The sequence below is a fragment of the Allobranchiibius huperziae genome (assembly GCF_013410455.1).
GTDB classification, from domain to species: domain Bacteria; phylum Actinomycetota; class Actinomycetes; order Actinomycetales; family Dermatophilaceae; genus Allobranchiibius; species Allobranchiibius huperziae.
Map to the genome: position 1 here is coordinate 2598458 of NZ_JACCFW010000001.1, position 22986 is coordinate 2621443.

A 22986-nucleotide genomic window follows, 5' to 3' on the forward strand; every position below is an offset into this window, starting at 1 on the left:
CGCCTGATTCCCGGGGCCCTAGGCGAGCAGTTCGGGCAGCGCCTCACGCAGGGCGTCGGCCCAGTCCCGCACCGGCGCGACGCCGTGCTCGGACAGCCGCGCGGTGCCCAGGACGGAGTACGCCGGACGCGGCGCGGGACGCACGAACTGGTCGCTGCCGACTGCCTGCACCCGCTCCGGATCCCAGCCGGCCTCCTCGAAGACGGCGCGGGCCAGCCCCCACCACGTGGTCTCACCGGCGCTGACCCCGTGCCAGTAGCCGCCGGGCACTCCGGCGTCCACCAGACGCACCACCAGGTCGGCAAGGTCGACCGTCCAGGTCGGCTGGCCGCGCTGATCGTCCACCACGGTCAGCGTGTCGCGCTCCCCGGCGAGCCGGGCCATCGTGGCGACGAAGTTGCCGCCCCCGGCGCCGTACAGCCACGCGGTGCGCACCACCAGCGCGTCGGGATGCAGCGAGCGCACAGCCCACTCCCCGGCGCACTTGGTGCGCCCGTACGCCGACCGCGGACGTTGCGTCGTGTCCTCGGCGTACGGGGTGGTGGCGGTGCCGTCGAAGACGTAGTCGGTGGAGATCTGCACGAGCCGTACGCCGCGCTGGGCACAGGCGCGCGCGACATTGGCCGCACCCGTCGCGTTGATCGAGAACGCCTGAGCCTCATGGGTTTCCGCGTCGTCGACCGCGGTCCAGGCCGCGCAGTTGACCACGACGTCGACGTCGCCGACGGCGTCCTGCACCGCTTGTGCGTCGGTGATGTCCAGGTCGGCCGACCCGGTCACCAGCACCTGGTCGCCGGAACGCTCCACGACCCGTGCCAGGTCCTGCCCGAGCATGCCGCGGCCACCGGTCAGGAGCCAGCGCTTCATCGAGAGACCTCGCCGGCGCGGTCCTGAGGCACGGCGGTCTCACCGGCCGCGGCGTACCCGGCCTCCGTCGCCGCCTTGGCGGGGCGCCACCAGTCCTCGTTGTCGCGGTACCAGTCGATCGTCGCGGCCAGTCCCGCGCGGAAGTCGCCGTAGCGCGGCGTCCAGCCGAGCTCGGTGCGCAGCCGGGTGGAGTCGATCGCGTAGCGGCGGTCGTGACCCGGCCGGTCGGTCACGTGCTCGAAGTCGTCGCCCGGGCGGCCCATCAGGTCCAGCAGGGTGCGCACCACCGTGAGGTTGTCGGCCTCCCCGTCGGCGCCGATCAGGTAGGTCGCGCCCATCTCGCCCCGCTCGACGATCGTCCACACCGCGTCGTTGTGGTCGTCGACGTGGATCCAGTCGCGCACGTTCATGCCGTCGCCGTAGAGCCGCGGGCGGCCGCCGTCGAGCAACGTGGTGATCTGGCGCGGGATGAACTTCTCCACGTGTTGGCGCGGGCCGTAGTTGTTCGAGCAGTTCGACAGGGTCGCGCGGACGCCGAAGGAGCGCACCCACGCACGGACGAGCAGGTCGCTGGCGCCCTTGGTGGACGAGTAGGGGCTGGACGGGTTGTACGCCGTGGCCTCGGTGAAGCGGTGCGGGTCGTCCAGCGCCAGGTCGCCGTAGACCTCGTCGGTGGAGATGTGGTGGTAGCGCACGTCGTGTCGCCGGACCGCCTCCAGCAGCGTGTAGGTGCCGATGACGTTGGTCTGCACGAAGGGCCAGGGCTCGCGCAGCGAGTTGTCGTTGTGCGACTCGGCCGCGAAGTGCACGACGAGGTCGGCGTCGGCGACCAGCCGGTCGACCACGTCGGCGTCGGCGACATCGCCGCGTACCAGGGTCGCGCCGGTGCCGGTCAGCGACTGCTCGTGCCCGGCGTACGTCATCGCGTCGAGCACCGTGACCTGCGCGTCGGGGCGGGTCCGCCGCGTCAGGTGGACGAAGTTACTGCCGATGAAACCGGCCCCGCCCGTCACCAGGACACGCACTCGACAACCTCCGCTCGGGGCGCGCCCGTTAGTGTCTGCGCCCATGAAGGGGATCATTCTGGCAGGTGGATCGGGCACACGGTTGCACCCGATCACCCGGGCGATCAGCAAGCAGCTGATGCCGATCTACGACAAGCCCATGGTCTATTACCCCCTGGCGACGCTGATGATGGCCGGCGTCCGGGATGTCCTCATCATCACCACCCCCCACGACTCCGAGCAGTTCTCCCGGTTGCTCGGTGACGGCTCGCAGTGGGGGATCTCCCTCACGTACGCCGTGCAGCCGCGCCCCGAGGGTCTGGCCCAGGCGTTCGTGATCGGCGCGGACTTCATCGCCGGCGACAGCGTCGCCCTCGTGCTCGGGGACAACATCTTCTTCGGCTCCGGACTCGGCCGACGGCTGCGCGACCAGGCCGACCCCGACGGGGCGCGGATCTTCGCCTACCACGTGCCGGACCCCTCGGCGTACGGCGTGGTGGAGTTCGACGCCGACGGCCTCGTGCTGTCGATCGAGGAGAAGCCGAAGGTCCCCAAGTCGCGCTACATCGTGCCGGGGCTCTACTTCTACGACAACGACGTGGTCGAGATCGCGAGAGGGCTGCGCCCGAGCGCGCGCGGGGAGTTGGAGATCACCGCGATCAACGAGGCCTATCTGCGGGCCGGGAAGCTCACGGTCACGACGCTGCCGCGCGGGACCGCGTGGTTCGACACCGGCACCTTCGAGGCCATGATGTCCGCCGCGCAGTTCGTGCACGCCGTGGAGGCGCAGCAGGGCCTGAAGATCGGCTGCGTCGAGGAGATCGCCTGGCGCGCCGGCTGGATCGGCGATGAGGAATTGATGCGGCTCGGCGACGGGCTCACCAAGAGCGGGTACGGCGAATACCTCACCGCGCTCGTAGAGGAAGGCGTCTGATGCAGATCGAACCGCTGGCCATCGTGGGTGCGTACGTCGTGACCCCGCGCCAGTTCCCCGACGACCGCGGCGTGTTCCTCGAGGGATACCGCGGCGACCTGCTGGCCGAGCACCTCGGCCACGAACCGCGGGTGCTGCAGACCAACATCTCGGTGTCCTCGCGCGGGACGGTGCGCGGCATCCACTTCGCCGACGTGCCCCCGGGCCAGGCCAAGTACGTCACGGCGTTGCACGGGTCGTTCCTCGACTTCGTGGTCGACATCCGGGTGGGTTCGCCGACCTTCGGGCGATGGGAGTCGATCCTGCTCGACACCGTCGACCGGCGCGCGGTCTACCTGTCCGAGGGCCTCGGGCACGCGCTGATCGCCTTGGAGGACGACAGCACCGCGTGCTACCTGTGCTCCGCGGCGTACAACCCGAGCGGCGAGCACGGCATCCACCCGCTCGACCCGGCGCTCGGGCTGGAGGTGCCGGACGGGATCGAGCCGTTGCTGTCGCCGAAGGACGAGGCGGCGCCCACGCTGGCCGAGGCCGAGGAGGCCGGTCTGCTCCCGTCGTACGACGCGTGCCTGACGCACCTTCGGACACTCACCGACCGCTGATCGCGGGGCCCGTCCGGGTCACGGGGTGGTCACGACCCGCCCTGGCGATGGAGCCGACGGGCCGGGTGATGCCAGGATGTCGCCCTGGACCTGGCATGTCGCCATCGGATCCCACTCATGTTCCAGGAGACACAGATGACTCTGCTTCGCCACGCGACCACTACCAAGGTCGCGGCCCTCGGCTCCATCACGGCCCTCGGATGCCTCGCCCTCACCGGCTGCGGCTCGAACTCGCTGGGTGGTTCCAGCTCCAGCTCCACCTCCGCGTCGGGCTCGTCCAGCACGACGCCCGCCGGGTCGAGCACCGCCACGCTGGACAGCGCGCTCGCCGCCAAGGTCCCGGCCGCGGTCAAGGCGAAGGGCACGCTCACGATCGGCTCCGACGCGTCCTACGCGCCGAACGAGTTCCTCGGCTCCGACGGCAAGACCGTGCAAGGCATGGACGTCGACCTCTTCAACGCCGTGGCGACCACGCTGGGGCTGAAGACCAACTTCCAGAACGCGAGCTTCGACACCATCATCCTGGGCGTCAACTCCGGCAAGTACGACGTGGGCGTCTCCTCCTTCACCATCAACGCCGACCGCGAGAAGCAGGTCGACATGGTGAGCTACTTCAGCGCCGGCACCCAGTGGGCCGTGAAGAAGGGCAATCCCAAGAAGGTCGACATCGACAACGCCTGCGGCCTGACCGTCGGCGTGCAGAAGGGCACCGTCGAGATCGACGATCTGACCGCACGGAGCAAGAAGTGCACCTCCTCCGGGAAGAAGCCGATCACCCAGATCGTCGAGGAGCAGCAGTCCAAGGTCACGGCCGACCTCATCTCGGGCAAGGTCGACGCGATGAGCGCCGACTCCCCCATCACCCTCTACGCGATCAAGCAGACCGGCGACCAGCTGCAGACCGCGGGCGCGCTCTACGGCACCGCGCCGTACGGCATCGTGGTGCCCAAGAAGGAGGCCGCACTCGCGACCGCGTTCAGCGAGGCGCTGCAGGCCCTCGACAAGAGCGGTGTCTACAAGAACATCCTGGCCAAGTGGGGCAACACCAGCGGCGCCGTCACCAGCTTCGCCGTCAATCCCAGTGTCAGTTGACACCAGTGACCGGCCGGGCAGGATCGACGCCCGGCCGGTCCGGCACCCCGGTCGCTATGTAGCGATCGTCGTCATCGCCGTCATCGTGGCGATGATGGTGAGTTCGGTGGTGACCAACTCCCGCTGGGACTGGTCGTTCGCACTGCAGATCATGAAGTACAAGCCCGTCATCAACGGGCTCTGGCGCGGCACGATCGTCGGGACCGTCGGCGCGATGATCATCGGTGTCGTGCTCGGCATCGTGCTCGCGATCATGCGGCTGTCGGACAATCCGGTGCTGCGCGGCGTCGCAGCCGTCTACGTCTGGTTCTTCAGGTCCATCCCGCGACTGGTGCTCCTGGTGATGTTCGGCACCGGCCTCGGCTACCTCTACCCCTCGCTCAGCCTTGGGGTTCCGTTCGCCGAACAGCTGGGCCACTTCATCGGCCTCAGCTCGGATGCGACCACGGTGGGCCACATCAATGTGGCGCACCTGTCCAATCAGATCATCATCGGCATCCTCGGTCTCGGCCTGTCCGAAGCCGCGTACATGGCGGAGATCGCCCGCGCCGGAATCCAGTCGGTCGACCAGGGTCAGCGTGAAGCCGCACAGGCGCTCGGGATGTCCTCCGGCAAGAGCATGCGCCGCATCGTTCTCCCGCAGGCCATGCGGGTCATCGTGCCGCCGACCGGCAACGAGACTCTTGCGATGGTGAAGGACACGTCCTTGCTGTCCGCGATCCCGATCACCGCCGAGCTGTTCTTCCAGACAGAACAGATCGGCAGTAACACCTACAAGATCATGCCGGCGATCATGGCGGCGGTACTTTGGTACCTCATCATCTGCTCGATCCTGGCGGTGGTGCAGAGCTTCCTGGAGCGCAAGTTCGGCCGGGGTATCGGCACCCAGCGCGCCGAGGGCGGCCTCCGAGCGCGCATGCTCGGCTTGGCCGGAGGAGGTCCCCGATGACGACGACCGACGCGCACAGCGACAAGCCGATCGTACGAGCCCTCAACGTCACCAAGGCTTTTCACAGCAACGAGGTGCTGAAGGGCATCGACCTCGACGTGCACGAAGGCCAGGTCGTATGCCTGCTCGGGCCCTCCGGCTCGGGCAAGACGACGTTCCTGCGGTGCATCAACCAGCTGGAGACGATCGACGGCGGCCGCATCTGGGTCGACGGCGACCTCATGGGCTACGACGACCGCGAGGGGCAGCTGCACCGCCTCACCGAGAAGCGGATCGCCGAGCAGCGCCGTGAGATCGGGATGGTCTTCCAGCGCTTCAACCTCTTCCCGCACAAGACCGCGGTGGAGAACGTCATGGAGGCGCCCATCCATGTGAAGGGCGTGGACAAGAAGACCGCCCGCGCCGAGGCGCTCGCTCTGCTCGAGCGGGTGGGCCTGGGCGATCACTGCGACCACTTCCCGGCGCAGCTGTCCGGCGGGCAGCAGCAGCGGGTCGCCATCGCCCGCGCGTTGGCGATGAAGCCGAAGCTCATGCTCTTCGACGAGCCGACGTCCGCTCTGGACCCGGAGCTGGTCGGCGAGGTGCTGGCGGTCATGCGCGAGCTGGCCCGCGACGGGATGACCATGGTCGTGGTGACGCACGAGATGGCCTTCGCCCGCGGCGTCGCCGACAAGGTGGTCTTCATGGACGCCGGCGTGGTGGTGGAGTCCGGCGACCCGCGTGACGTCATCGACCGCCCGCAGCACGAGCGGACGAAGTCCTTCCTCAGCCGGGTGCACGCCGAGGAGGAGCACCGCGTGGAGGCCGTCACCGCACTCGTCGGGCTCGAGGGCTCGGCCGGCAGCGACTCGACGAGCGCCGGGCGCCCCGCCCCCGACGACGCGTCCGGACGTTCGGGCGCATCCCCCACCGAGGTCGACTGACACCGATGATGCGCGGCCTGCCGCGGATCGGGGTGGCCGTCGTCCGCGGCCGCTCCATGGAGCCGACGTACGCCGAGGGCGACAGCTTGCTGGTCGCCTACGGCGTACGTCCGGTTCCCGGTCGGGCCCACGTCATCCGGCTGCCCGACGGCCCGGACGGCCCGCGACCGATCGCCGTCAAGCGGCTGACCCGGCGCGAACGCGACGGCTGGTGGGCCGAGCGGGACAACCCAGCCGAGGGGGTCGACTCCTGGTTGGTCGGTGCCATCCCCGAACACGACGTGCTGGCAAGGGTGCTGCTGCGCCTGCCTCGGTCGCTCAGAGCACGCTGACCACACGAGTCGCGCTCGACGCTCCGTCGATGCGACCCCGTCGCAGCAGCCGGATCCCTTGGCCCGCCCCCCGTGCCCGGCCGTAGGGTGGTTACATCTGCACCCGGCCGCGCGTCACCGCGCGGCGACCGATGAGAGGGATGACTTGATGCTCCGCCGTTTCCTTGCCCCCACGATCGAGGTCAGCGCACACTGCGACCTGCCGTGTGGCGTGTACGACCCCGCCCAGGCCCGTATCGAGGCCCAGTCCGTCAAGGCCATCTGCGAGAAGGTCGCCGACAACGACGACCCCGACTTCCGCATTCGCGCCGCGATCATCAAGGAGCAGCGCTCCGAGCTGGTCAAGCACCACCTGTGGGTGCTGTGGACCGACTACTTCAAGCCGCCGCACTTCGAGAAGTTCCCCCAGCTGCACACCCTCGTCAACGAAGCCACCAAGCTGGCCGGTGGCGGCGGCGGCACGAAGGCGACGTTCGATGTCGCCAAGGCCGACGAGCTGCTGGGCAAGATCGACGAGATCGCCGCGATCTTCGCGGAGACCAAGAAGTCCTAGCTTCACCTCTCTCGACGACGAGGGTCGTCGCGCGCTCCACAGAGCGCGCGGCGACCCTCGTCCGGTTTCCGCCCTGCGAGTGTCCGCAGATCCGTGTGGACGGGTACACGAATCTGCGGACACTCGCGGATCGACCGGCCGCGGGCGCCGATGCGGCGTACGCGAGGATGGCCGGTATGACGACCCCGCACCCCGCGCTCGCCGGTGTCGACCAGGCGCTGCAGTCCCTGGCCGACGTCGGATACCTCGCCTCGGACGAGATCGCCACCACCGTCTACCTGGCCGAAGCCCTCGGCAAGCCGCTGCTGGTCGAGGGCCCTGCCGGGGTCGGCAAGACCGAGCTCGCCAAGGCCGTCAGCCGCGCGATCGGCGCCGACCTGATCCGGCTGCAGTGCTACGAGGGCGTCGACGAGGCCCGGGCGCTCTACGAGTGGAACCACGCGGCGCAGCTGCTGCGGATCACCGCCGAGCGCGACAGCCACGAACACGCCTGGCAGGACGTCAAATCCGACATCTTCGGCGAGGAGTTCCTGCTGCCGCGGCCCCTGCTCGCCGCGATCCGCAGCGAGGAGCGGGTCGTGCTGCTCATCGACGAGCTGGACAAGGCCGACGAGGAGATGGAGGGGCTCCTGCTGGAAATCCTGTCCGACTTCCAGGTGACGGTGCCCGAGCTGGGCACGGTGACCGCACGCCACCGGCCGTTCGTCGTCCTGACCTCCAACGCCACCCGCGAACTGTCCGAGGCGCTGCGGCGCCGGTGCCTCTTCCTGCACATCGACTATCCCGATCCGCAGTTGGAGGCCCGCATCGTCGGGCTGCAGGCGCCGGGCCTGGACGACACGCTGACGCAGACCCTGGTGCGCATCGTCGGCGCCCTGCGCGCCGGGTCGTTGCGCAAACCGCCGTCGGTCGCCGAGACCCTCGACTGGGCACACACCCTCGTGGCACTCGGCACGAAGGAGCTCGACCCGGCGCTGGTCCGCAGCACCCTCGGGGTCATCCTCAAGCACCAGGACGACATCCGCGTCGCCACCAGCACACTGGACCTGGACCGTGCCCTCGACGGCTGAGAGCGCGCTCGGTGACCGGCTGGTCGAGCTGACCACCTCGCTGCGCGACCACGGGATCCGGGTCGGTACGAGCGAGGTCGCGGATGCCGCCCGGATCGCCACCGCCCTCGGTCTGGACGACCGCATCCGGCTGCGCGGCGGCGTGGCCGCGGCGATGCTGCGTCGCGCCGGTGACCGGGAGGTCTTCGACCGGCTCTTCGATCTCTACTTCCCCGCCGCCCCGGGCCGGCGCACGGTCGCGCGGGCCGAGTCGGTCGACGAGCTGCGCGACCAGCTGGTGCAGGCTCTGGCCGACAACGACGCTCAGGGGCTGGAGGACCTCGCAGCCGCCGCAGTCGATCTTCTCGGCGAAGTCGCGAACGGCGATGAACAGCAGGGGTATTCGTCGGCTCAAACGATCTCCCGACTGCAGCCGCAGCGCGCGATCGCCGCCGCGCGGCAGCAGTCACGCGGGGCCCGCGGCGAGCACAGCGGGAGTGGTCAGGGTGGCGAGCAGCTGTCGGACCGGTTCGACCGCGAGGAGATGCGCGCCCGCGTCGCGGCCTTCCGCCGCCGCATCGAGGCCGAGGCGCTGCGGCGCAACACCCAGGTGCGGTCACGTGAGCGGGTGGCGCGGTTCGGGGTCGGCAGCGGCATCGAGCAGCGCGACTTCCTGAGCGCCGGCACGAAGGACCTCGACGAGCTCCGCCGCCACATCGACCCGCTGGCCCGCAAGCTCGCCGCCCGCATGTCCGCTCGCCGGGCGGCCGGGCGGGGCGAGATCGACGTACGCCGCACGCTGAGACGGTCGCTGTCCACCGGCGGCGTGCCGATCGACCCGGCGTACCGGGAGCGGCGCCGACACCGGCCGGATCTCATCGTGCTCGCCGACCTGTCCGGTTCGGTGGGCGCCTTCTCCACCTTCACCATGCTGCTGATGCAGGCCCTGCACGCGCAGTTCCGGAAGGTGCGCGCCTACGGGTTCGTGAGTAGCACCGCCGAGATCACCGATGTGCTGAAGGACGCCGAACCCGGTGCGCCGCTGGGTATTTGGGCCCGTCGCACGCGGGAGTTCACCGCTCACGGCACGAGCAGCAGCTACGGCACGGCGTTCCGCGGCTTCGTGCGCAGCGAGTGGGAGAGCATCGGTCCACGCAGCACGGTGCTCATCCTCGGCGACGCCCGGACCAACTACGGGGACCCCGGGGTCGCGCACGTCGCGGCCATCGCGGCTCGCGCGCGGCACGTCGCCTGGCTCAACCCCGAACCCGCACGGATGTGGGACACCGGCGATTCGGTCGCGGCGGCCTACGGCGCGATCGTCGACATGCACGAGTGCCGCAATCTGGACCAGCTGCGTGCGTTCGTCGCCCGGGTCCTCCCCGTCTGAGGCGCACAGCGAGCAATACTGACGCGGTGCCCGCCGACTCGTCTCTGATGGTCCCGCTCGCGCTGTGAGCCGTTGCGGCGCGGGCGCTGCTGCTGCAGCAGTGCCCGATCAGTAGGTGATGGTGACCGAGCCGTTAGTGGCCGTGGTGTTCGCCGCGGCGTTGTTAGCGTTGGTAATAGTGGTGCCGGAGACACCAGCACCGCCGACGTAGTTGCTGCCACCGGCGCCGGCTCCACCGAAGAGCGCATAGCTCGTCCCCGTGATGACCGCACCCGCGCCGCCACCGCCCCCGGCATAACCGCCTCCACCACCGCCACCGCAGATGTTCGTCGTGCCGGCGTTGGTCTGAGCCGGGACATAGGCGCCTGCGCCGCCGTTGCCTCCGTTGTTACCGCCGGTCGCGTTGTTTCCGCCGGCTCCTCCGACGTACCGGGTCGTCACGGTGCCGGTGCCACCATTGCCGGCAGTGCCTCCGGTCGCGCTGGTCGTGGCGCCACCGCCGACCGAGGTGTATTGGGAGTTGTCGCTGGTCAGAGTGACCGTCGTCGTGCCACCGGCAGTCCCGGTATTACCACCGAGACCGGTTGCTCCGGTGTACCCGGTAAGTGAGTATGCGCCCGCACCGCCACCGCCGCCGGCCGCGACCAGGACGACGTTCGCAGAGGTGAGGATCGCGCTGCCACCGCCGCCACCTCGACCTCGGTCATTGGTGCCCAGAGCTGTGGAAGACGAGCCGCCGTTGCCGTACCCGGCCCCACCGACCCCCAGGGCGGCACCAGCTGCACCGACGACGACCGTCAGAGTCGTTGCGGTCGTTCCGGCGAGCGCAAGTGTGCCCGTGATGGAGGCACCGGAACCGCCGGCCACAGTGGTCGAGCTCGCGCCACCCGCGCCCACGACCGTGAACGTCGCGGACTTGTTGCCTGCGGGGATGGTGTAGGTGGTGCTGCCCGGGGTCGTGAACTGTCTTGTCACGGGCGGGCTCGCGGCCATCGCCGGAGCCGCAGCCCCCACGGCAATTACGGGCACCGTCCAGATGAGACCACCTGCGACGGCCCGACGGGATGGTCCGCGATGAACGCCGGCCCCCGACTTGTCCACGATCGTTCCTTCCACAGCTTTGAGAAGTTCCCCGGTCGAACGGTCATGGCCCACGCAAGCGTGTCACAGCCATCGCGCAATCAGCGATTCCAGTGCGCATCAGACATCATTCGTCACACCGCTCACGCCGGATTGGATCCCAGGGGTGTGCGGTGGATCACCCTCGCCTGCGCCGGTGGTCGGGAGTTGACTATCCCGGTCGGGGGCAGCGAAGACACCGAGGGGCGGGAAAATACCGTCACCTTTCGACGGTTTTCCCCACCCCTCGGTGGCGTGGTGCTGCGGTCGGTCAGTTGAACTCGGCGGGGTCGGGGCCGACCCGACCACCCTGGTCCAGCCGCGCGATCGTGCTCATGTCATCGGCGTCCAGCTCGAAGCCGAAGATGTCGAAGTTCTCCTTGATCCGCGACGGCGTCACCGACTTGGGGATGACGACGTTGCCGATCTGGATGTGCCAACGCAGGATCGCCTGAGCGGGCGAGACCCCCAAGGTGTCGGCGATCTTGCCGATGGTCGCGTCCTTCAGCAGCTCGCCGCCCTGGGCCAGCGGGCTCCACGCCTCGGTCACGATGTCGTGGGTCGCGTGGAAGTCGCGCAGCTCCTGCTGCTGCAGGAGCGGGTGCAGCTCCACCTGGTTGATGGCCGGGTACTCCCCCAGCTCGTCGTACACCCGCTGCAGGTGCTCGATGTTGAAGTTGCAGACGCCGGCGACCTTGATGCGGCCGTCGTCGCGCAGCTTCAGCAGCGCGCGGAACGTGTCGACGTAGGTGTCGTGCTTCGGGGTCGGCCAGTGGATCAGGTAGAGATCCGGCTCGGAGCCGAGCTTGGCGGCGGAGGCGTCGAACGCCTTCAGCGTCTTGTCGTAACCCTGGTCGTCGTTCCAGACCTTGGTGGTCAGGAAGATCTCGTCGCGGGGTACGTCGGTCGCGGCGAGCGCGCGGCCCACGCCGTCCTCGTTGCCGTAGATGCGCGCGGTGTCGAGCGAGCGGTAGCCCACCTCGAGCGCCGACGCGATGGCGGGCGGGGTGTCCTCGTCGTCCACCTGGAAGACGCCGAACCCCAGCTGCGGGATCGGGGTGGTGCCGGTAGCGGCGCGCAGGGCGACCTCGGGAACTGCAGTGCTGGTTGTGTCCGTCATGTCTGGTCCAACCGCGGGTCCCACCGCGGTATGCCCGCGCGTCTCATCACCCGGACGACCCGTGTGATCCCCGTCCCACTAGAGTCCGGGACCATGGCTGCTGTCGAGAAGGTGCTGATCGCCAACCGGGGGGAGATCGCCGTACGCATCGCGCGCGCGTGCAAGGACGAGGGCATCGCGTCGGTCGCGGTGTACGCCGATCCGGACCGTGACGCGTTGCACGTGCAGGTCGCCGACGAGGCACATGCCCTCGGCGGCGCGACTCCCGGTGAGTCCTATCTGGTGCAGGAGAAGCTGCTCGAGGTCGCGCGTACCTCGGGCGCCGACTCCGTCCACCCCGGCTACGGCTTCCTCGCCGAGAACGCCCACTTCGCCCAGGCCGTCATCGACGCCGGGCTGACCTGGATCGGCCCGTCGCCGCGGGCCATCGACTCCCTCGGCGACAAGGTGAAGGCGCGCCACATCGCGACCGCCGCGGGCGCGCCCCTCGTGCCCGGCACGAAGGAGCCCGTCAACGACGCCGACGAGATCGTCGCGTTCGCGCAGGAGCACGGCCTGCCGATCGCGATCAAGGCGGCGTACGGCGGTGGCGGGCGCGGCCTGAAGGTCGCCCGCACCATCGAGGAGATCCCCTCGCTCTTCGAGTCGGCAGTGCGCGAGGCCGTCTCGGCGTTCGGGCGCGGCGAGTGCTTCGTCGAGCGGTTCCTGGACAAGCCGCGGCACGTGGAGACCCAGTGCCTGGCCGACGCGAACGGCAACGTCGTGGTCGTCTCGACCCGTGACTGCTCGCTGCAGCGCCGCAACCAGAAGCTCGTGGAGGAGGCGCCCGCGCCGTACCTCACCGACGAGCAGCACGCGGAACTGCTGCGCGCGTCCAAGGACATCCTGCGCGCCGCCGGCTACCAGGGGGCGGGCACCTGCGAGTTCCTCGTGGGCCAGGACGGCGTCATCAGCTTCCTGGAGGTCAACACCCGCCTGCAGGTCGAGCACCCGGTCTCCGAGGAGGTCACCGGCGTCGACCTGGTGCGCGAGCAGTTCCGACTCGCCCGCGGCGAGGAGCTGGGGTACGACGACCCCGAGCCGCGCGCCCACTCCTTCGAGTTCCGGATCAACGGCGAGGACGCCGGTCGCGGCTTCCTGCCCGCGCCGGGCACCGTGTCCCGCTTCGAGGCGCCGAGCGGCCCGGGCGTCCGGGTCGACTCCGGCGTGACGAGCGGCGACGTCATCGGCGGCGCCTTCGACTCGATGCTCGCCAAGCTCATCGTCACCGGCGCGACGCGGCAGCAGGCGCTCGAACGCTCCCGCCGCGCGCTGGAGGAGATGGTCGTCGAGGGCATGCCGACCGTGCTGCCCTTCCACCGCAAGGTCGTCAGCGACCCGGCGTTCGCGCCCGAGGGCGACACGCCGTTCACCGTGCACACCCGGTGGATCGAGACCGAGTTCGACAACGACATCCCGGCGTACGACGGTCCGGCGGCCGAAGCGACCGAGACGGCCCCGCGCCAGCAGCTCGTCATCGAGGTCGGCGGCAAGCGGGTCGAGGTCTCGCTGCCGGGCGACCTGCAGCTGGGTGGCGGCGGCGGCGCTGCTCCGGGCCGGGCGAAGGCGCCCAAGCGCAGCCGTTCCGGCGGCGGTGGCGCTGCCGCGGGTGGCGATGCGCTCACCGCGCCCATGCAGGGCACCATCGTCAAGGTGGTCGCCTCCGACGGCGACACCGTCGCGACCGGCGACACGGTCGTGGTGATCGAGGCCATGAAGATGGAACAGCCGATCACCGCGCACAAGGACGGCACCATCTCCGGCCTCACGGCCGAGATCGGCCAGACGGTCACGTCCGGCGCGGTGCTGGCCCAGATCACCGACTGACAGCCTCTCGCCCGCGCGTAGGCGCGACGCAGGAAAGTGACCGCAGCGCCTACAATCCACCTGCGCGCGTGCGCGCGGCGCAGGAAAGTGACCGCAGCGCCGACAACCCACGCCCGGGCAGGCGGGGCAACGGCCGCAGGGACGAGGACGGTGCAGAGACGAGACAGCCTCAGGCGAGGCTGGAGACCACCAGGGTGAGCGTGTCGCGCAGGTAGGTCTTGCGGTCCCGCGCGGACAGCGGCAGGGACGCCACCGCGACACCCTCGACGCTGGCCACGATGCCCTGCGCCCGCCGCCGGGGGTCGGACTTGCCCGATCGCTGCACCAACTCCTCCACGACGCCGACCAGCCCGTCGCGCCAGGCCCCGGACGCCGACCGCAGTGAGGGCGTGCGCACCGATTCCAGGTAGAGCTCGGTCATCGTGATCAGCAGATCGGGACGACCCGACCAGCGCACCACCAGTTCGACCGTCGCCTCGATGGCCGGCGCGGGGTCGCCGTTGGACTCCGGCAGCGCCTCACCCATCCGGCGTACGTCGTCGGTCAACCGCTGGGCCACGAACGCAGTCAACGCCGTCAGCAGCGCGAGCCGCGTGCGGAAGTAGACCGAGCAGGTGCCCTCGGGCAGGTCGGCCTCCCGGTCGACGGCCCGGTGGGTGAGACCTCGCAGGCCGCCGCGGCCGACGACGGTGATCGCGGACTCCAGCAGGTGGGCCTGCCGCGCCGCCGTCCCCTCGGGGCGCCTGCTCTTCCTGGACACGCCCGCAGCCTCTCACGTCCGCCCATCGCCCCTGTGAGGCAGCACACAGGGGCCGCGCTTGCGGCAATTCCACTACAGGCGTAGTGTCAAGGACATGAGCACTACAGACGTAGTGATCAACAAGATCGAGACAGAGGCAGACTCATGAACGTTGTGAACATCGACCAGTTCTTCACCGGCACGATGATCATCGTCGCCGTCGCTCTCGTGGCCCTCATCGCCTGCGTCGGCACCTGGACCGTGCAGTTCTTCGCACGCAACCGCCAGCAGCGCGTCGCACAGCACAAGCCGCTGGTGACCTACTACCGCGGCCTGGCACTCGGCCACTGAGCCCCCTTACTTCACCGCAACGGCGCACGTCCCACGACGGGACGTGCGCCGTTCGCATGCCCGGACGCCGATCAGCGCCGTACGCCGAGATGTGACTTCGGGAGGGTCAGTCAGCCCACAGACCCTCCGAAACCGACATCTCGAAGAGGGGCGGAGGCCAGGATCAGTAGTCGAGCGAGTGCAGCCGGCGCGCGGCCTCGGTGATCGACCCGGTCATCGAGGGGTAGACCGAGAACGTGGAGGACACCTGGTCGACCGTGAGCCTGTTCTGCACGGCCAGCCCGATGGGGAAGATCAGCTCCGACGCCTGCGGGGCCACCACGACCCCGCCGATGATGGTGTTGCTGCCGGGCCGGACCAGCAGCTTCACGAAACCGTCCCGGATGTTGCGCATCTTGGCGCGCGGGTTGGTCGAGAGCGGCAGCGTCACCAGCTTGGCCTCGACGCGTCCCTCGTCGACGTCGGCCTGCGAGTAGCCGACCGTGGCGATCTCGGGGTCGGTGAAGATGTTGGCGCACACGCCGCGCAGGTTCAGCGGAGCCACCGCGTCGCCGAGGGCGTGCGCCATCGCGAGGCGCCCCTGCATGGCCGCGACGGAGGCCAGCGGCAGCACTCCCGTGCAGTCGCCGGCCGCGTACACGCCGGGCGCCGAGGTCCGCGAGACCCGGTCGACCACGATGTGGCCCGACTCGGTCATCTCGACGCCGGCCTCCTCCAGGCCGATGCCGCGCGTCTGCGGGATCGACCCGACGGCGAGCAGCACGTGCGAGCCCTCGACCGTGCGACCGTCCTCGAGCGTGACGAGGACGCCCTCGTCGGTGCGTTCGGCCGACTTGGCCCGGGACCGGTTGAGCACCTGCATCCCGCGGCGGCGGAAGACGTTCTCGATGACGAGGGCGGCATCGGCGTCCTCACCGGGCAGCACCCGGTCGCGTGAGGACACCAGCGTGACCGCGCACCCCAGGCCGAGATAGGCGTGCGCGAGTTCGGCACCGGTGACTCCCGAACCCACCACGATCAGGTGCTCGGGCAGCTCCTTGAGGTCGTAGATCTGCTGCCAGGTGAGGATCCGATCGCCGTCCGGCTGCGCCGCCGGCATCGTGCGGGGTCGGGTGCCGACGGCGATCAGGGTGACGTCGGCGGAGATCTCCTCGACGCCGTCCTCGCTCTCGACCGTGACCTTCCCCGGTGCGCTGATCCGGCCGGCGCCGCGGCAGACCCGCACCCCGGTGCCCTCGACCTGGGCGCGGATGTCGTGGCTCTGCGCCTGCGCGAGCGCCAGGATTCGCTCGTTGACCTGGATGAGGTGGGCCTCGGCGTGCTGGTCCTCACCGGCACCCTCGAAACCGACGCCGAGGCGTCCGGCGGAGGCGAAACGCGACATGAAGTCGGAGGTGGCGATGAGCGCCTTGCTGGGCACGCAGTCGGTGAGGACGGCGGCGCCGCCCATCGCCTCGTTCTCGATGACCGTGACGGAGGCACCGGCCGCGGCGGCCACCAGTGCCGACTCGTAGCCCCCTGGTCCTCCGCCGATGATGGCAACGGTTTTCTGACGCGTCACGGGTTCATTTCACCACGCGGGACCTCGCTAGCCTGTGCCGGTGACGATCGCAGCCGACCTCGCAGACCCCACCACCGACCCGTTCGAGGTCGCCCGCAGCGCTGCGGAGGTGATCGCCGCGGCCACCGGGAGCCCGCACCACGACGTCGCGCTGGTGCTCGGATCCGGGTGGGGCGAGACCGCCGACCGCATCGGCGAGACGCTCGCCACCGTCGCGAACACCGACGTGCCGGGCTTCACCGCGGCGGCCGTCAGCGGTCACACGGGCACGATCCGATCGGTCCGGATCGGCGAGACCGACCGGCGCGCACTGGTCTTCGGCACCCGCACCCACTTCTACGAGGGGCGCGGGGTACGCGCGGTGGTGCACGGCGTACGGACGGCGGCTGCGGCGGGCTGTACGACGATCGTCCTCACCAACGGGTGCGGCGGGTTGCGGCGTGAGTGGGCGCCCGGCACCCCGGTGCTGATCTCGGACCACATCAACCTCACCGCGACCTCCCCGATCGAGGGCGCCAATTTCGTCGACCTCACCGACCTCTACTCTGCCCGGCTGCGCGAGCTGGCCCGCACCGTCGACCCGACGCTCGACGAGGGCGTCTACGCGCAGTTCCGCGGGCCGCACTACGAGACGCCGGCCGAGGTGCGCATGGCCGGCGTCCTCGGTGCGCAGCTGGTCGGCATGTCGACCACTCTCGAGGCGATCGCGGCACGCCAGGCCGGGCTCGAGGTGCTGGGCATCAGCCTGGTCACCAACGCCGCGGCCGGCGTGAGCGATCAGCCGCTCTCCCACGCCGAGGTGCTGGAGGCCGGACAGGCCGCCGCGGCACGGTGCGGGGCGCTGCTCGCCGACGTCGTACGGGCGATGTGATGACCGCCCTCGAGGATCAGGCCCGCGCCTGGATCGCCGACGACCCCGACCCGCAGACCCGCGCCGAGCTGGAGCAGGTGCTGGCTGACGTGCGGTCCGGCGACGCCGATGCCGTGGCCGACCTCGAGGACCGGTTCTCCGGGCTGCTGCAGTTCGGCACCGCCGGCCTGCGCGGCGCGCTGGGTGCCGGACCGGCCCGGATGAACCGCGTCGTGGTGCTGCGAGCGGCAGCCGGCCTCACGGCGTACCTGCAGGAGGAGCGCGGCGCACCGGACGTGACCGTGGTGATCGGGTACGACGCCCGCCACAACTCCGACGTCTTCGCCCGGGACACCGCCGCGGTGGTCGTGGCGGCTGGGGGCCACGCGATGGTGCTGCCGCATCCGCTGCCGACACCGGTGCTGGCGTTCGCGATCCGCGACCTCGGCGCGGACGCCGGCGTCATGGTCACCGCGAGCCACAACCCGCCGCAGGACAACGGTTACAAGGTCTACCTCGGCGACGGCAGCCAGATCGTGTCGCCGGTCGACGAGCAGATCGCCGACGCCATCACGGCGGTGCCCGACGCCGCGTCCGTGCCCCAGGCGCAGGACGGCTGGCAGACCCTCGACGACGGGATCGTGGCGGACTACCTCGATTCCGTATCCCGCGTCGTCGCCCCCGGCGGCCCGCGCGCACTGCGGATCGTGCACACCGCGCTGCACGGCGTGGGGTCGCAGGTGGCCCGAGATGCGTTGGCGCGCGTGGGTTTCCATGATGTGTACTCGGTCGCCGAGCAGGAGTCGCCCGACCCCGAGTTCCCGACGGTGGCGTTCCCCAACCCCGAGGAGCCCGGCGCGATCGACCTCGCGCTCGACCTGGCCCGCGAGGTCGATGCGGACCTGGTCATCGCCAACGATCCCGACGCCGACCGGTGCGCCGTCGCGGTGGCCGACTCCGACGGGTGGCGGATGCTGCGCGGCGACGAGGTCGGCGCGCTGCTCGGCGACCATCTGCTGCGCCGGGACTGGCCGGTCGACGCGGTGATGGCCAACTCGATCGTCTCCTCGCGGCTGCTCGCCGCGATGTGCGCGGCGCACGGCGTGCGGCACGAGCAGACGCTGACCGGGTTCAAGTGGATCAGCCGCGTGCCGGGCCTGGTCTACGGCTACGAGGAGGCTCTCGGTTACTGCGTCGACCCGACCCAGGTGCGCGACAAGGACGGCGTCAGCGCGGCTCTGCTGATGGCGGAGTACGCCGCGTCGCTCGCCAGCCGCGGCGCCACCCTGCTGGACGCGCTCGACGACTTCGCCGCGACGTACGGCCACCACCTGACCGACAGCTTCTCGGTGCGGGTGCAGGACCTCGCGCTGATCGGCGACGTCATGGCGCGACTGCGCGCGACCCCGCCGAGCAGCGTCGGCGGCCAACGGGTCGCGTCCGTCGAGGATCTGGCGCGCGGTGACGGCGGCCTGCCGCCCACGGAGGGGCTGCGCTACCTGCTCGACGACGACACGCGCGTGATCGTGCGGCCGAGCGGCACCGAGCCCAAGCTGAAGGTCTACCTGGAGGCGATCGACGCCGACCGGGCGAGCGGCGAGCGCAGGCTCGCGGCCATCCGTGCGGAGATGGAGCGCCTGACCGCCCCGGCGTGACGCGTCAGCCCAGGGGGCCGACGACGATCAGGACGACGGCCGCCCCGAGGGCCGCGATCCCCCACCAGGCGGGTTGCACGCGTACGCCGGTGTCGCCAGTGGGCTGCTGGGCCGACGCGGCCTTCATCTCATCGATGCTGGCGGCGACCGCGGCCGCCGACTGCGCGCGCTCGGGACCGTTGAGATAGGCACCGACGTCGATCGGCTGCTTGCGCTCGGCACGCGACCTGAAGGTGCCCATCCCCAGGCCGATCCGCTGTGCTCTCGGGACCCGGCGGCGCTGAGTGGTGATGGCCCACGATCCGTATCCCGCGCCGCCCGTGGTGATCACCTTCAGATTCCACCGGGACTGCGTGGACTCCACGGCAGCCCAGGGGATGTGCACATCACGCACCAGGTTGCGGATCACGACCGCCTGCTCGGTGAGGGCGACGCACGGGCGCACGAAGAGCACCCACGCGAGCAGCGCGACCGCGATCGGCCACGCGATGTCGACCGCGTGCAGCCGGTGCATCGACCAAAGGCCGAACACCAGGATCACGGCGCAGATCACGATCGTGACGATGCCGAGCACCATGGCCCCGGACTGCCGGAAGAGTCGGCGCTGATCTGTGGCGTCGGGGGTATGAGCCAGTCGGGACGGCATGGCGCTGACGGTACGCTGCGTCGGTGTCAGCAACCACTGCAACGTCGCAGGCGAGGGACCTCCTCGGGGTGTCCGCGCTGTCCAACCGATCCCTGCGCACCTGGCTGCACGGCCTGCCGCCGGTGGACCAGGTAGGGGCCGAGGCACGCGCTGCGGCCCTGGGCACGCGGTCGATCAAGACCACCAGCAAGGCGTGGGCGATCGACACGGCGATCTCGATGATCGACCTCACCACGCTGGAGGGGTCCGACACCCCCGGCAAGGTGCGCAACCTGTGCGCCAAGGCCCTCCTCCCCGACCGCGCCGACCCGTCGACTCCGCGGGTTGCAGCGGTCTGCGTCTACAACGACATGGTGGGCGTCGCGCGTGAGGCGCTCGGCGACAGCGGCATCAACGTGGCCGCGGTGAGCACCGCCTTCCCGTCCGGCCGCGCCTCCCTGCCCGTCAAGCTCCTGGACACCCAGGACGCCGTCGCCGCAGGTGCCGACGAGATCGACATGGTCATCGACCGCGGCGCGTTCCTGTCCGGCGACTACCGCACCGTCTTCGACCAGATCGCCGCCGTGAAGGAGGTCTGCCGGAGCAACCCGGACCGGGCCGACGCGCACCTCAAGGTGATCCTCGAGACCGGCGAGCTCGCGACGTACGACAACGTGCGCCGCGCCTCATGGCTGGCGATGCTCGCCGGCGCCGACTTCATCAAGACCTCCACCGGCAAGATCTCGCCCGCGGCGACCCTGCCGGTCGTCCTGATCATGCTCGAGGCCGTCCGCGACTGGCGCGCGCTCACCGGCGCGATGGTCGGGGTGAAGCCCGCGGGCGGCATCCGCACCACCAAGGACGCCGTGAAGCACCTGGTCACCGTCAACGAGACCGCAGGACCGGACTGGCTCACGCCCCAGTGGTTCCGGTTCGGCGCGTCGAGCCTGCTGACCGACCTGCTGTTGCAGCGCCAGAAACTGCGCACCGGTGCCTACTCCGGATCCGACTACGTCACCGAGGATTGAGAGACATGCCAACGGGTTTCGAATACGCCCCGGCGCCCGAGTCGCGGGCGGTCGTCGACATCGCCTCCTCCTACGGGCTCTTCGTCGGCGGCGAGTTCGTCGACCCGGCCGACGGCGCATCGTTCAAGACCGTCAACCCGGCCACGGGTGAGCGGCTGAGCGACGTCGCCGAGGCCGGCGCGGCCGACGTCGATGCCGCCGTACGCGCTGCCCGGAGGGCCTACACCCAGGTGTGGGGACCGATGTCGGGTGCCGAGCGCGGCAAGTACCTCTTCCGGATCGCGCGAATCCTGCAGGAGCGGGCCCGCGAGTTCGCGGTGCTGGAGACCCTCGACAACGGCAAGCCGATCAAGGAGTCGCGCGACGTCGACATCCCTCTGGCAGCGGCGCACTTCTTCTACCACGCGGGCTGGGCCGACAAACTGGAGTACGCCGGCCTCACCACCGGCGCGCGCCCGGCACCGCTGGGTGTCATCGGCCAGGTCATCCCCTGGAACTTCCCGTTGCTGATGCTGGCGTGGAAGATCGCGCCCGCGCTCGCGACCGGCAACACCGTCGTACTCAAACCCGCCGAGACCACTCCCCTGACCGCTCTGCTCTTCGCGCAGGTGTGCCAGCAGGCCGACCTGCCCGCAGGGGTCGTCAACATCGTCACCGGAGCCGGCGCGACCGGGCAGGCGCTCACCGAGCACCCGGACGTCGACAAGATCGCCTTCACCGGCTCCACCGACGTCGGCAAGCAGATCGCGCGCACCATCGCCGGCACCCGCAAGCGCCTCACCCTGGAGCTGGGTGGCAAGGGCGCCAACATCGTCTACGACGACGCCGCGATCGACCAGGCCGTCGAGGGCATCGTCAGCGGCATCTACTTCAACCAGGGCCACGTGTGCTGCGCCGGGTCCCGCCTGCTGGTGCAGGAGTCGGTGGCCGACGACGTCGTACGCCGCCTGCAGCGCCGCCTCGGCACGTTGCGGGTCGGTGACCCGATGGACAAGAACACCGACGTCGGCGCCATCAACTCCGCCGAGCAGCTGGCCCGCATCACCGCGCTCGTCGAGGCCGGTGAGGCCGAGGGCGCTACCCGCTGGAGCGCGCCGTGCGAGCTGCCCGACCGCGGCTACTGGTTCGCGCCGACGATCTTCACCGACGTGTCGCAGGCCCACCGGGTCGCGCAGGAGGAGATCTTCGGGCCGGTGCTGTCCGTGCTCACCTTCCGCACCCCGGCCGAGGCAGTCGCCAAGGCCAACAACACGCCGTACGGGCTGTCCGCGGGCATCTGGTCCGACAAGGGGTCGCGGGTGCTCTGGACCGCCGACCGGCTGCGGGCCGGGGTGGTGTGGGCGAACTCGTTCAACAAGTTCGACCCGACGTCGCCGTTCGGCGGTTACAAGGAGAGCGGCTACGGCCGCGAGGCCGGACGACACGGCCTGGAGGCCTATGTCGCGGCGGGGAGTGAGGACTGATGGCTCGGGTGGACGTGCGTAAGACCTACAAGCTCTACATCGGCGGCAAATTCCCTCGCAGTGAGTCCGGGCGTTCGTACGCCGTTGTCTCCCAGGGTCGTTCGCAGTCCTTCCTGGCCAACGCCGCGCAGGGCTCCCGCAAGGACGTGCGCGACGCCGTCGTCGCAGCGCGGGGCGCCTTCGCCGGCTGGTCGGGCGCGACCGCGTACAACCGCGGGCAGGTGCTCTACCGGGTGGCCGAGGTGCTGGAGGGCCGGCGCGAGCAGTTCGTGGCCGACGTCATCGCCAGCGAGGGCGTGACCCGTCCCCGAGCGGAGCGGCTGGTGGACGCCGCCATCGACCGCTGGGTCTGGTACGCCGGGTGGCCGGACAAGCTGGCCCAGGTGCTCGGCAACCTCAACCCCGTCGCCGGACCGTACTTCAACCTGTCGGCGCCCGAACCGACCGGAGTCGTCGGCATCCTTGCGCCGCAACGCAGTTCGCTACTCGGGCTGATCAGCGTGATCGCGCCGGCCATCGTGTCCGGCAACACCGTGGTGGTGCTCACCAGCGAGGAGCGCCCGCTGCCGGCCGTGACCCTTTCGGAGGTGCTCGCCACTTCCGATGTGCCCGGCGGCGTGGTCAACATCGTCACCGGTCGCACCGCGGAGCTGGCTCCCTGGCTCGCGTCCCACCACGACGTGAACGCCGTCGACCTGACGGGCGCAGCGGACGCCGACGGCGTCGCGTGGGCCGATCTCGAGGCCTCGGCCGCCGACACGGTGAAGCGCGTGCTGCGCCCCGCGGGCGACGGGCCGGACGCCGTGGAGCCGGACTTCGCGCCCACTCCCAGCCTGCGTCGGATGCGGGCGTTCCTCGAGACCAAGACCGTCTGGCACCCCAAGGGCACCTGAGTGGGCCTCGCAGGCCTTATG

General features: G+C 70.3%; 23 protein-coding genes. 16 read left to right on the forward strand and 7 right to left on the reverse strand.

Annotation, left to right across the window (positions count from 1 at the left end; translation table 11 throughout):
* Positions 1-18: 18 nt before the first annotated feature.
* Positions 19-867 (reverse strand): dTDP-4-dehydrorhamnose reductase, encoded by an 849-nt coding sequence (gene rfbD / locus HNR15_RS12170; RefSeq protein ID WP_179482143.1) that lies wholly within the window; start codon positions 865-867, stop codon positions 19-21.
* Entirely contained in the window at positions 864-1892 is a 1029-nt protein-coding gene (gene rfbB / locus HNR15_RS12175) for a dTDP-glucose 4,6-dehydratase (RefSeq protein ID WP_179482145.1), read from the reverse strand. Before rfbB ends, rfbD begins: the two co-directional genes overlap by 4 nt.
* A 43-nt stretch (positions 1893-1935) precedes the next feature.
* On the opposite strand from rfbB, the gene rfbA reads away from it, so the two are divergent.
* The 9 genes from rfbA (at position 1936) to HNR15_RS12220 (ending at position 9695) form a co-directional block, all read left to right on the forward strand.
* Positions 1936-2805 carry a glucose-1-phosphate thymidylyltransferase RfbA gene (rfbA, locus tag HNR15_RS12180; protein WP_179482147.1) on the forward strand — a complete coding sequence of 290 codons (870 nt, stop codon included), beginning with the start codon at positions 1936-1938 and terminating at the stop codon, positions 2803-2805.
* Positions 2805-3407, forward strand: coding sequence for a dTDP-4-dehydrorhamnose 3,5-epimerase family protein (locus tag HNR15_RS12185; protein ID WP_179482149.1), 603 nt, complete (start codon positions 2805-2807; stop codon positions 3405-3407). The genes rfbA and HNR15_RS12185 overlap by 1 nt, the downstream gene beginning before the upstream one ends.
* A 135-nt stretch (positions 3408-3542) precedes the next feature.
* Entirely contained in the window at positions 3543-4499 is a 957-nt protein-coding gene (locus HNR15_RS12190; protein WP_179482151.1) for an ABC transporter substrate-binding protein, read from the forward strand.
* Positions 4489-5448, forward strand: a complete 960-nt coding sequence (locus tag HNR15_RS12195) for an amino acid ABC transporter permease (protein WP_343048528.1) — start codon at positions 4489-4491, stop codon at positions 5446-5448. The genes HNR15_RS12190 and HNR15_RS12195 overlap by 11 nt, the downstream gene beginning before the upstream one ends.
* Entirely contained in the window at positions 5445-6371 is a 927-nt protein-coding gene (locus HNR15_RS12200; RefSeq protein ID WP_179482153.1) for an amino acid ABC transporter ATP-binding protein, read from the forward strand. Before HNR15_RS12195 ends, HNR15_RS12200 begins: the two co-directional genes overlap by 4 nt.
* A gap of 5 nt (positions 6372-6376) precedes the next feature.
* Complete coding sequence (locus HNR15_RS12205; RefSeq protein ID WP_179482155.1) at positions 6377-6703, forward strand: S24 family peptidase; 327 nt, start codon at positions 6377-6379, stop codon at positions 6701-6703.
* 148 nt (positions 6704-6851) lie between these two features.
* A complete protein-coding gene (sodN, locus tag HNR15_RS12210) occupies positions 6852-7256 on the forward strand; it encodes a superoxide dismutase, Ni (RefSeq protein ID WP_179482157.1) in 405 nt (134 codons plus the stop codon).
* A 176-nt stretch (positions 7257-7432) separates the two neighbouring features.
* Complete coding sequence (locus HNR15_RS12215) at positions 7433-8326, forward strand: AAA family ATPase (protein WP_179482159.1); 894 nt, start codon at positions 7433-7435, stop codon at positions 8324-8326.
* Positions 8310-9695: a VWA domain-containing protein gene (locus HNR15_RS12220; RefSeq protein ID WP_179482161.1), complete on the forward strand. Its 1386-nt coding sequence runs from the start codon at positions 8310-8312 to the stop codon at positions 9693-9695. The genes HNR15_RS12215 and HNR15_RS12220 overlap by 17 nt, the downstream gene beginning before the upstream one ends.
* 108 nt (positions 9696-9803) lie before the next feature.
* Here the strand turns inward: HNR15_RS12220 and HNR15_RS18650 are convergent, their stop codons facing one another.
* Positions 9804-10670: a hypothetical protein gene (locus HNR15_RS18650; RefSeq protein ID WP_179482163.1), complete on the reverse strand. Its 867-nt coding sequence runs from the start codon at positions 10668-10670 to the stop codon at positions 9804-9806.
* 415 nt (positions 10671-11085) lie between these two features.
* Complete coding sequence (locus HNR15_RS12230; protein ID WP_179482165.1) at positions 11086-11934, reverse strand: aldo/keto reductase; 849 nt, start codon at positions 11932-11934, stop codon at positions 11086-11088.
* 93 nt (positions 11935-12027) lie between these two features.
* Here HNR15_RS12230 and HNR15_RS12235 point away from each other — a divergent pair, with 93 nt between their 5' ends.
* Complete coding sequence (locus HNR15_RS12235; protein WP_179482167.1) at positions 12028-13800, forward strand: acetyl/propionyl/methylcrotonyl-CoA carboxylase subunit alpha; 1773 nt, start codon at positions 12028-12030, stop codon at positions 13798-13800.
* 169 nt (positions 13801-13969) lie between these two features.
* Here HNR15_RS12235 and HNR15_RS12240 read toward each other — a convergent pair whose 3' ends face one another.
* Positions 13970-14560 (reverse strand): TetR/AcrR family transcriptional regulator, encoded by a 591-nt coding sequence (locus tag HNR15_RS12240; protein ID WP_179482169.1) that lies wholly within the window; start codon positions 14558-14560, stop codon positions 13970-13972.
* Positions 14561-14704: 144 nt separating this feature from the next.
* Here HNR15_RS12240 and HNR15_RS12245 point away from each other — a divergent pair, with 144 nt between their 5' ends.
* On the forward strand, positions 14705-14890 hold the full coding sequence (locus HNR15_RS12245; protein WP_179482171.1) for a hypothetical protein: 186 nt from the start codon (positions 14705-14707) through the stop codon (positions 14888-14890).
* A 163-nt stretch (positions 14891-15053) separates the two neighbouring features.
* On the opposite strand, the gene HNR15_RS12250 is transcribed toward HNR15_RS12245, so the two are convergent.
* Entirely contained in the window at positions 15054-16451 is a 1398-nt protein-coding gene (locus tag HNR15_RS12250) for an NAD(P)H-quinone dehydrogenase (protein WP_179482173.1), read from the reverse strand.
* Between the two features lie 40 nt (positions 16452-16491).
* On the opposite strand from HNR15_RS12250, the gene HNR15_RS12255 reads away from it, so the two are divergent.
* Entirely contained in the window at positions 16492-17322 is an 831-nt protein-coding gene (locus HNR15_RS12255; RefSeq protein WP_179482175.1) for a purine-nucleoside phosphorylase, read from the forward strand.
* Positions 17322-18956: a phospho-sugar mutase gene (locus tag HNR15_RS12260; protein WP_179482177.1), complete on the forward strand. Its 1635-nt coding sequence runs from the start codon at positions 17322-17324 to the stop codon at positions 18954-18956. Before HNR15_RS12255 ends, HNR15_RS12260 begins: the two co-directional genes overlap by 1 nt.
* A gap of 4 nt (positions 18957-18960) precedes the next feature.
* Here the strand turns inward: HNR15_RS12260 and HNR15_RS12265 are convergent, their stop codons facing one another.
* Entirely contained in the window at positions 18961-19602 is a 642-nt protein-coding gene (locus HNR15_RS12265) for a PH domain-containing protein (RefSeq protein WP_179482179.1), read from the reverse strand.
* A 23-nt stretch (positions 19603-19625) separates the two neighbouring features.
* Between HNR15_RS12265 and deoC the strand changes: the two genes are divergently transcribed.
* The 3 genes from deoC to HNR15_RS12280 are packed head-to-tail and all read left to right on the forward strand — an operon-like array spanning position 19626 to position 22965.
* Positions 19626-20609, forward strand: a complete 984-nt coding sequence (deoC, locus tag HNR15_RS12270; protein WP_179482181.1) for a deoxyribose-phosphate aldolase — start codon at positions 19626-19628, stop codon at positions 20607-20609.
* A gap of 5 nt (positions 20610-20614) precedes the next feature.
* Positions 20615-22072 (forward strand): aldehyde dehydrogenase family protein, encoded by a 1458-nt coding sequence (locus HNR15_RS12275; protein WP_179482183.1) that lies wholly within the window; start codon positions 20615-20617, stop codon positions 22070-22072.
* On the forward strand, positions 22072-22965 hold the full coding sequence (locus HNR15_RS12280) for an aldehyde dehydrogenase family protein (protein WP_179482185.1): 894 nt from the start codon (positions 22072-22074) through the stop codon (positions 22963-22965). The genes HNR15_RS12275 and HNR15_RS12280 overlap by 1 nt, the downstream gene beginning before the upstream one ends.
* The last annotated feature ends 21 nt before the right edge of the window (positions 22966-22986 follow it).

Coding starts and splice junctions, on each gene's coding strand:
- rfbD (WP_179482143.1), bottom strand. CDS start 867: ATGAAGCGCTGGCTCCTGACCGGTGGCCGCGGCATGCTCGGGCAGGAC.
- rfbA (WP_179482147.1), top strand. CDS start 1,936: ATGAAGGGGATCATTCTGGCAGGTGGATCGGGCACACGGTTGCACCCG.
- HNR15_RS12185 (WP_179482149.1), top strand. CDS start 2,805: ATGCAGATCGAACCGCTGGCCATCGTGGGTGCGTACGTCGTGACCCCG.
- HNR15_RS12190 (WP_179482151.1), top strand. CDS start 3,543: ATGACTCTGCTTCGCCACGCGACCACTACCAAGGTCGCGGCCCTCGGC.
- HNR15_RS12200 (WP_179482153.1), top strand. CDS start 5,445: ATGACGACGACCGACGCGCACAGCGACAAGCCGATCGTACGAGCCCTC.
- HNR15_RS12205 (WP_179482155.1), top strand. CDS start 6,377: ATGATGCGCGGCCTGCCGCGGATCGGGGTGGCCGTCGTCCGCGGCCGC.
- sodN (WP_179482157.1), top strand. CDS start 6,852: ATGCTCCGCCGTTTCCTTGCCCCCACGATCGAGGTCAGCGCACACTGC.
- HNR15_RS12215 (WP_179482159.1), top strand. CDS start 7,433: ATGACGACCCCGCACCCCGCGCTCGCCGGTGTCGACCAGGCGCTGCAG.
- HNR15_RS12230 (WP_179482165.1), bottom strand. CDS start 11,934: ATGACGGACACAACCAGCACTGCAGTTCCCGAGGTCGCCCTGCGCGCC.
- HNR15_RS12235 (WP_179482167.1), top strand. CDS start 12,028: ATGGCTGCTGTCGAGAAGGTGCTGATCGCCAACCGGGGGGAGATCGCC.
- HNR15_RS12245 (WP_179482171.1), top strand. CDS start 14,705: ATGAACGTTGTGAACATCGACCAGTTCTTCACCGGCACGATGATCATC.
- HNR15_RS12260 (WP_179482177.1), top strand. CDS start 17,322: ATGACCGCCCTCGAGGATCAGGCCCGCGCCTGGATCGCCGACGACCCC.
- HNR15_RS12265 (WP_179482179.1), bottom strand. CDS start 19,602: ATGCCGTCCCGACTGGCTCATACCCCCGACGCCACAGATCAGCGCCGA.
- HNR15_RS12275 (WP_179482183.1), top strand. CDS start 20,615: ATGCCAACGGGTTTCGAATACGCCCCGGCGCCCGAGTCGCGGGCGGTC.
- HNR15_RS12280 (WP_179482185.1), top strand. CDS start 22,072: ATGGCTCGGGTGGACGTGCGTAAGACCTACAAGCTCTACATCGGCGGC.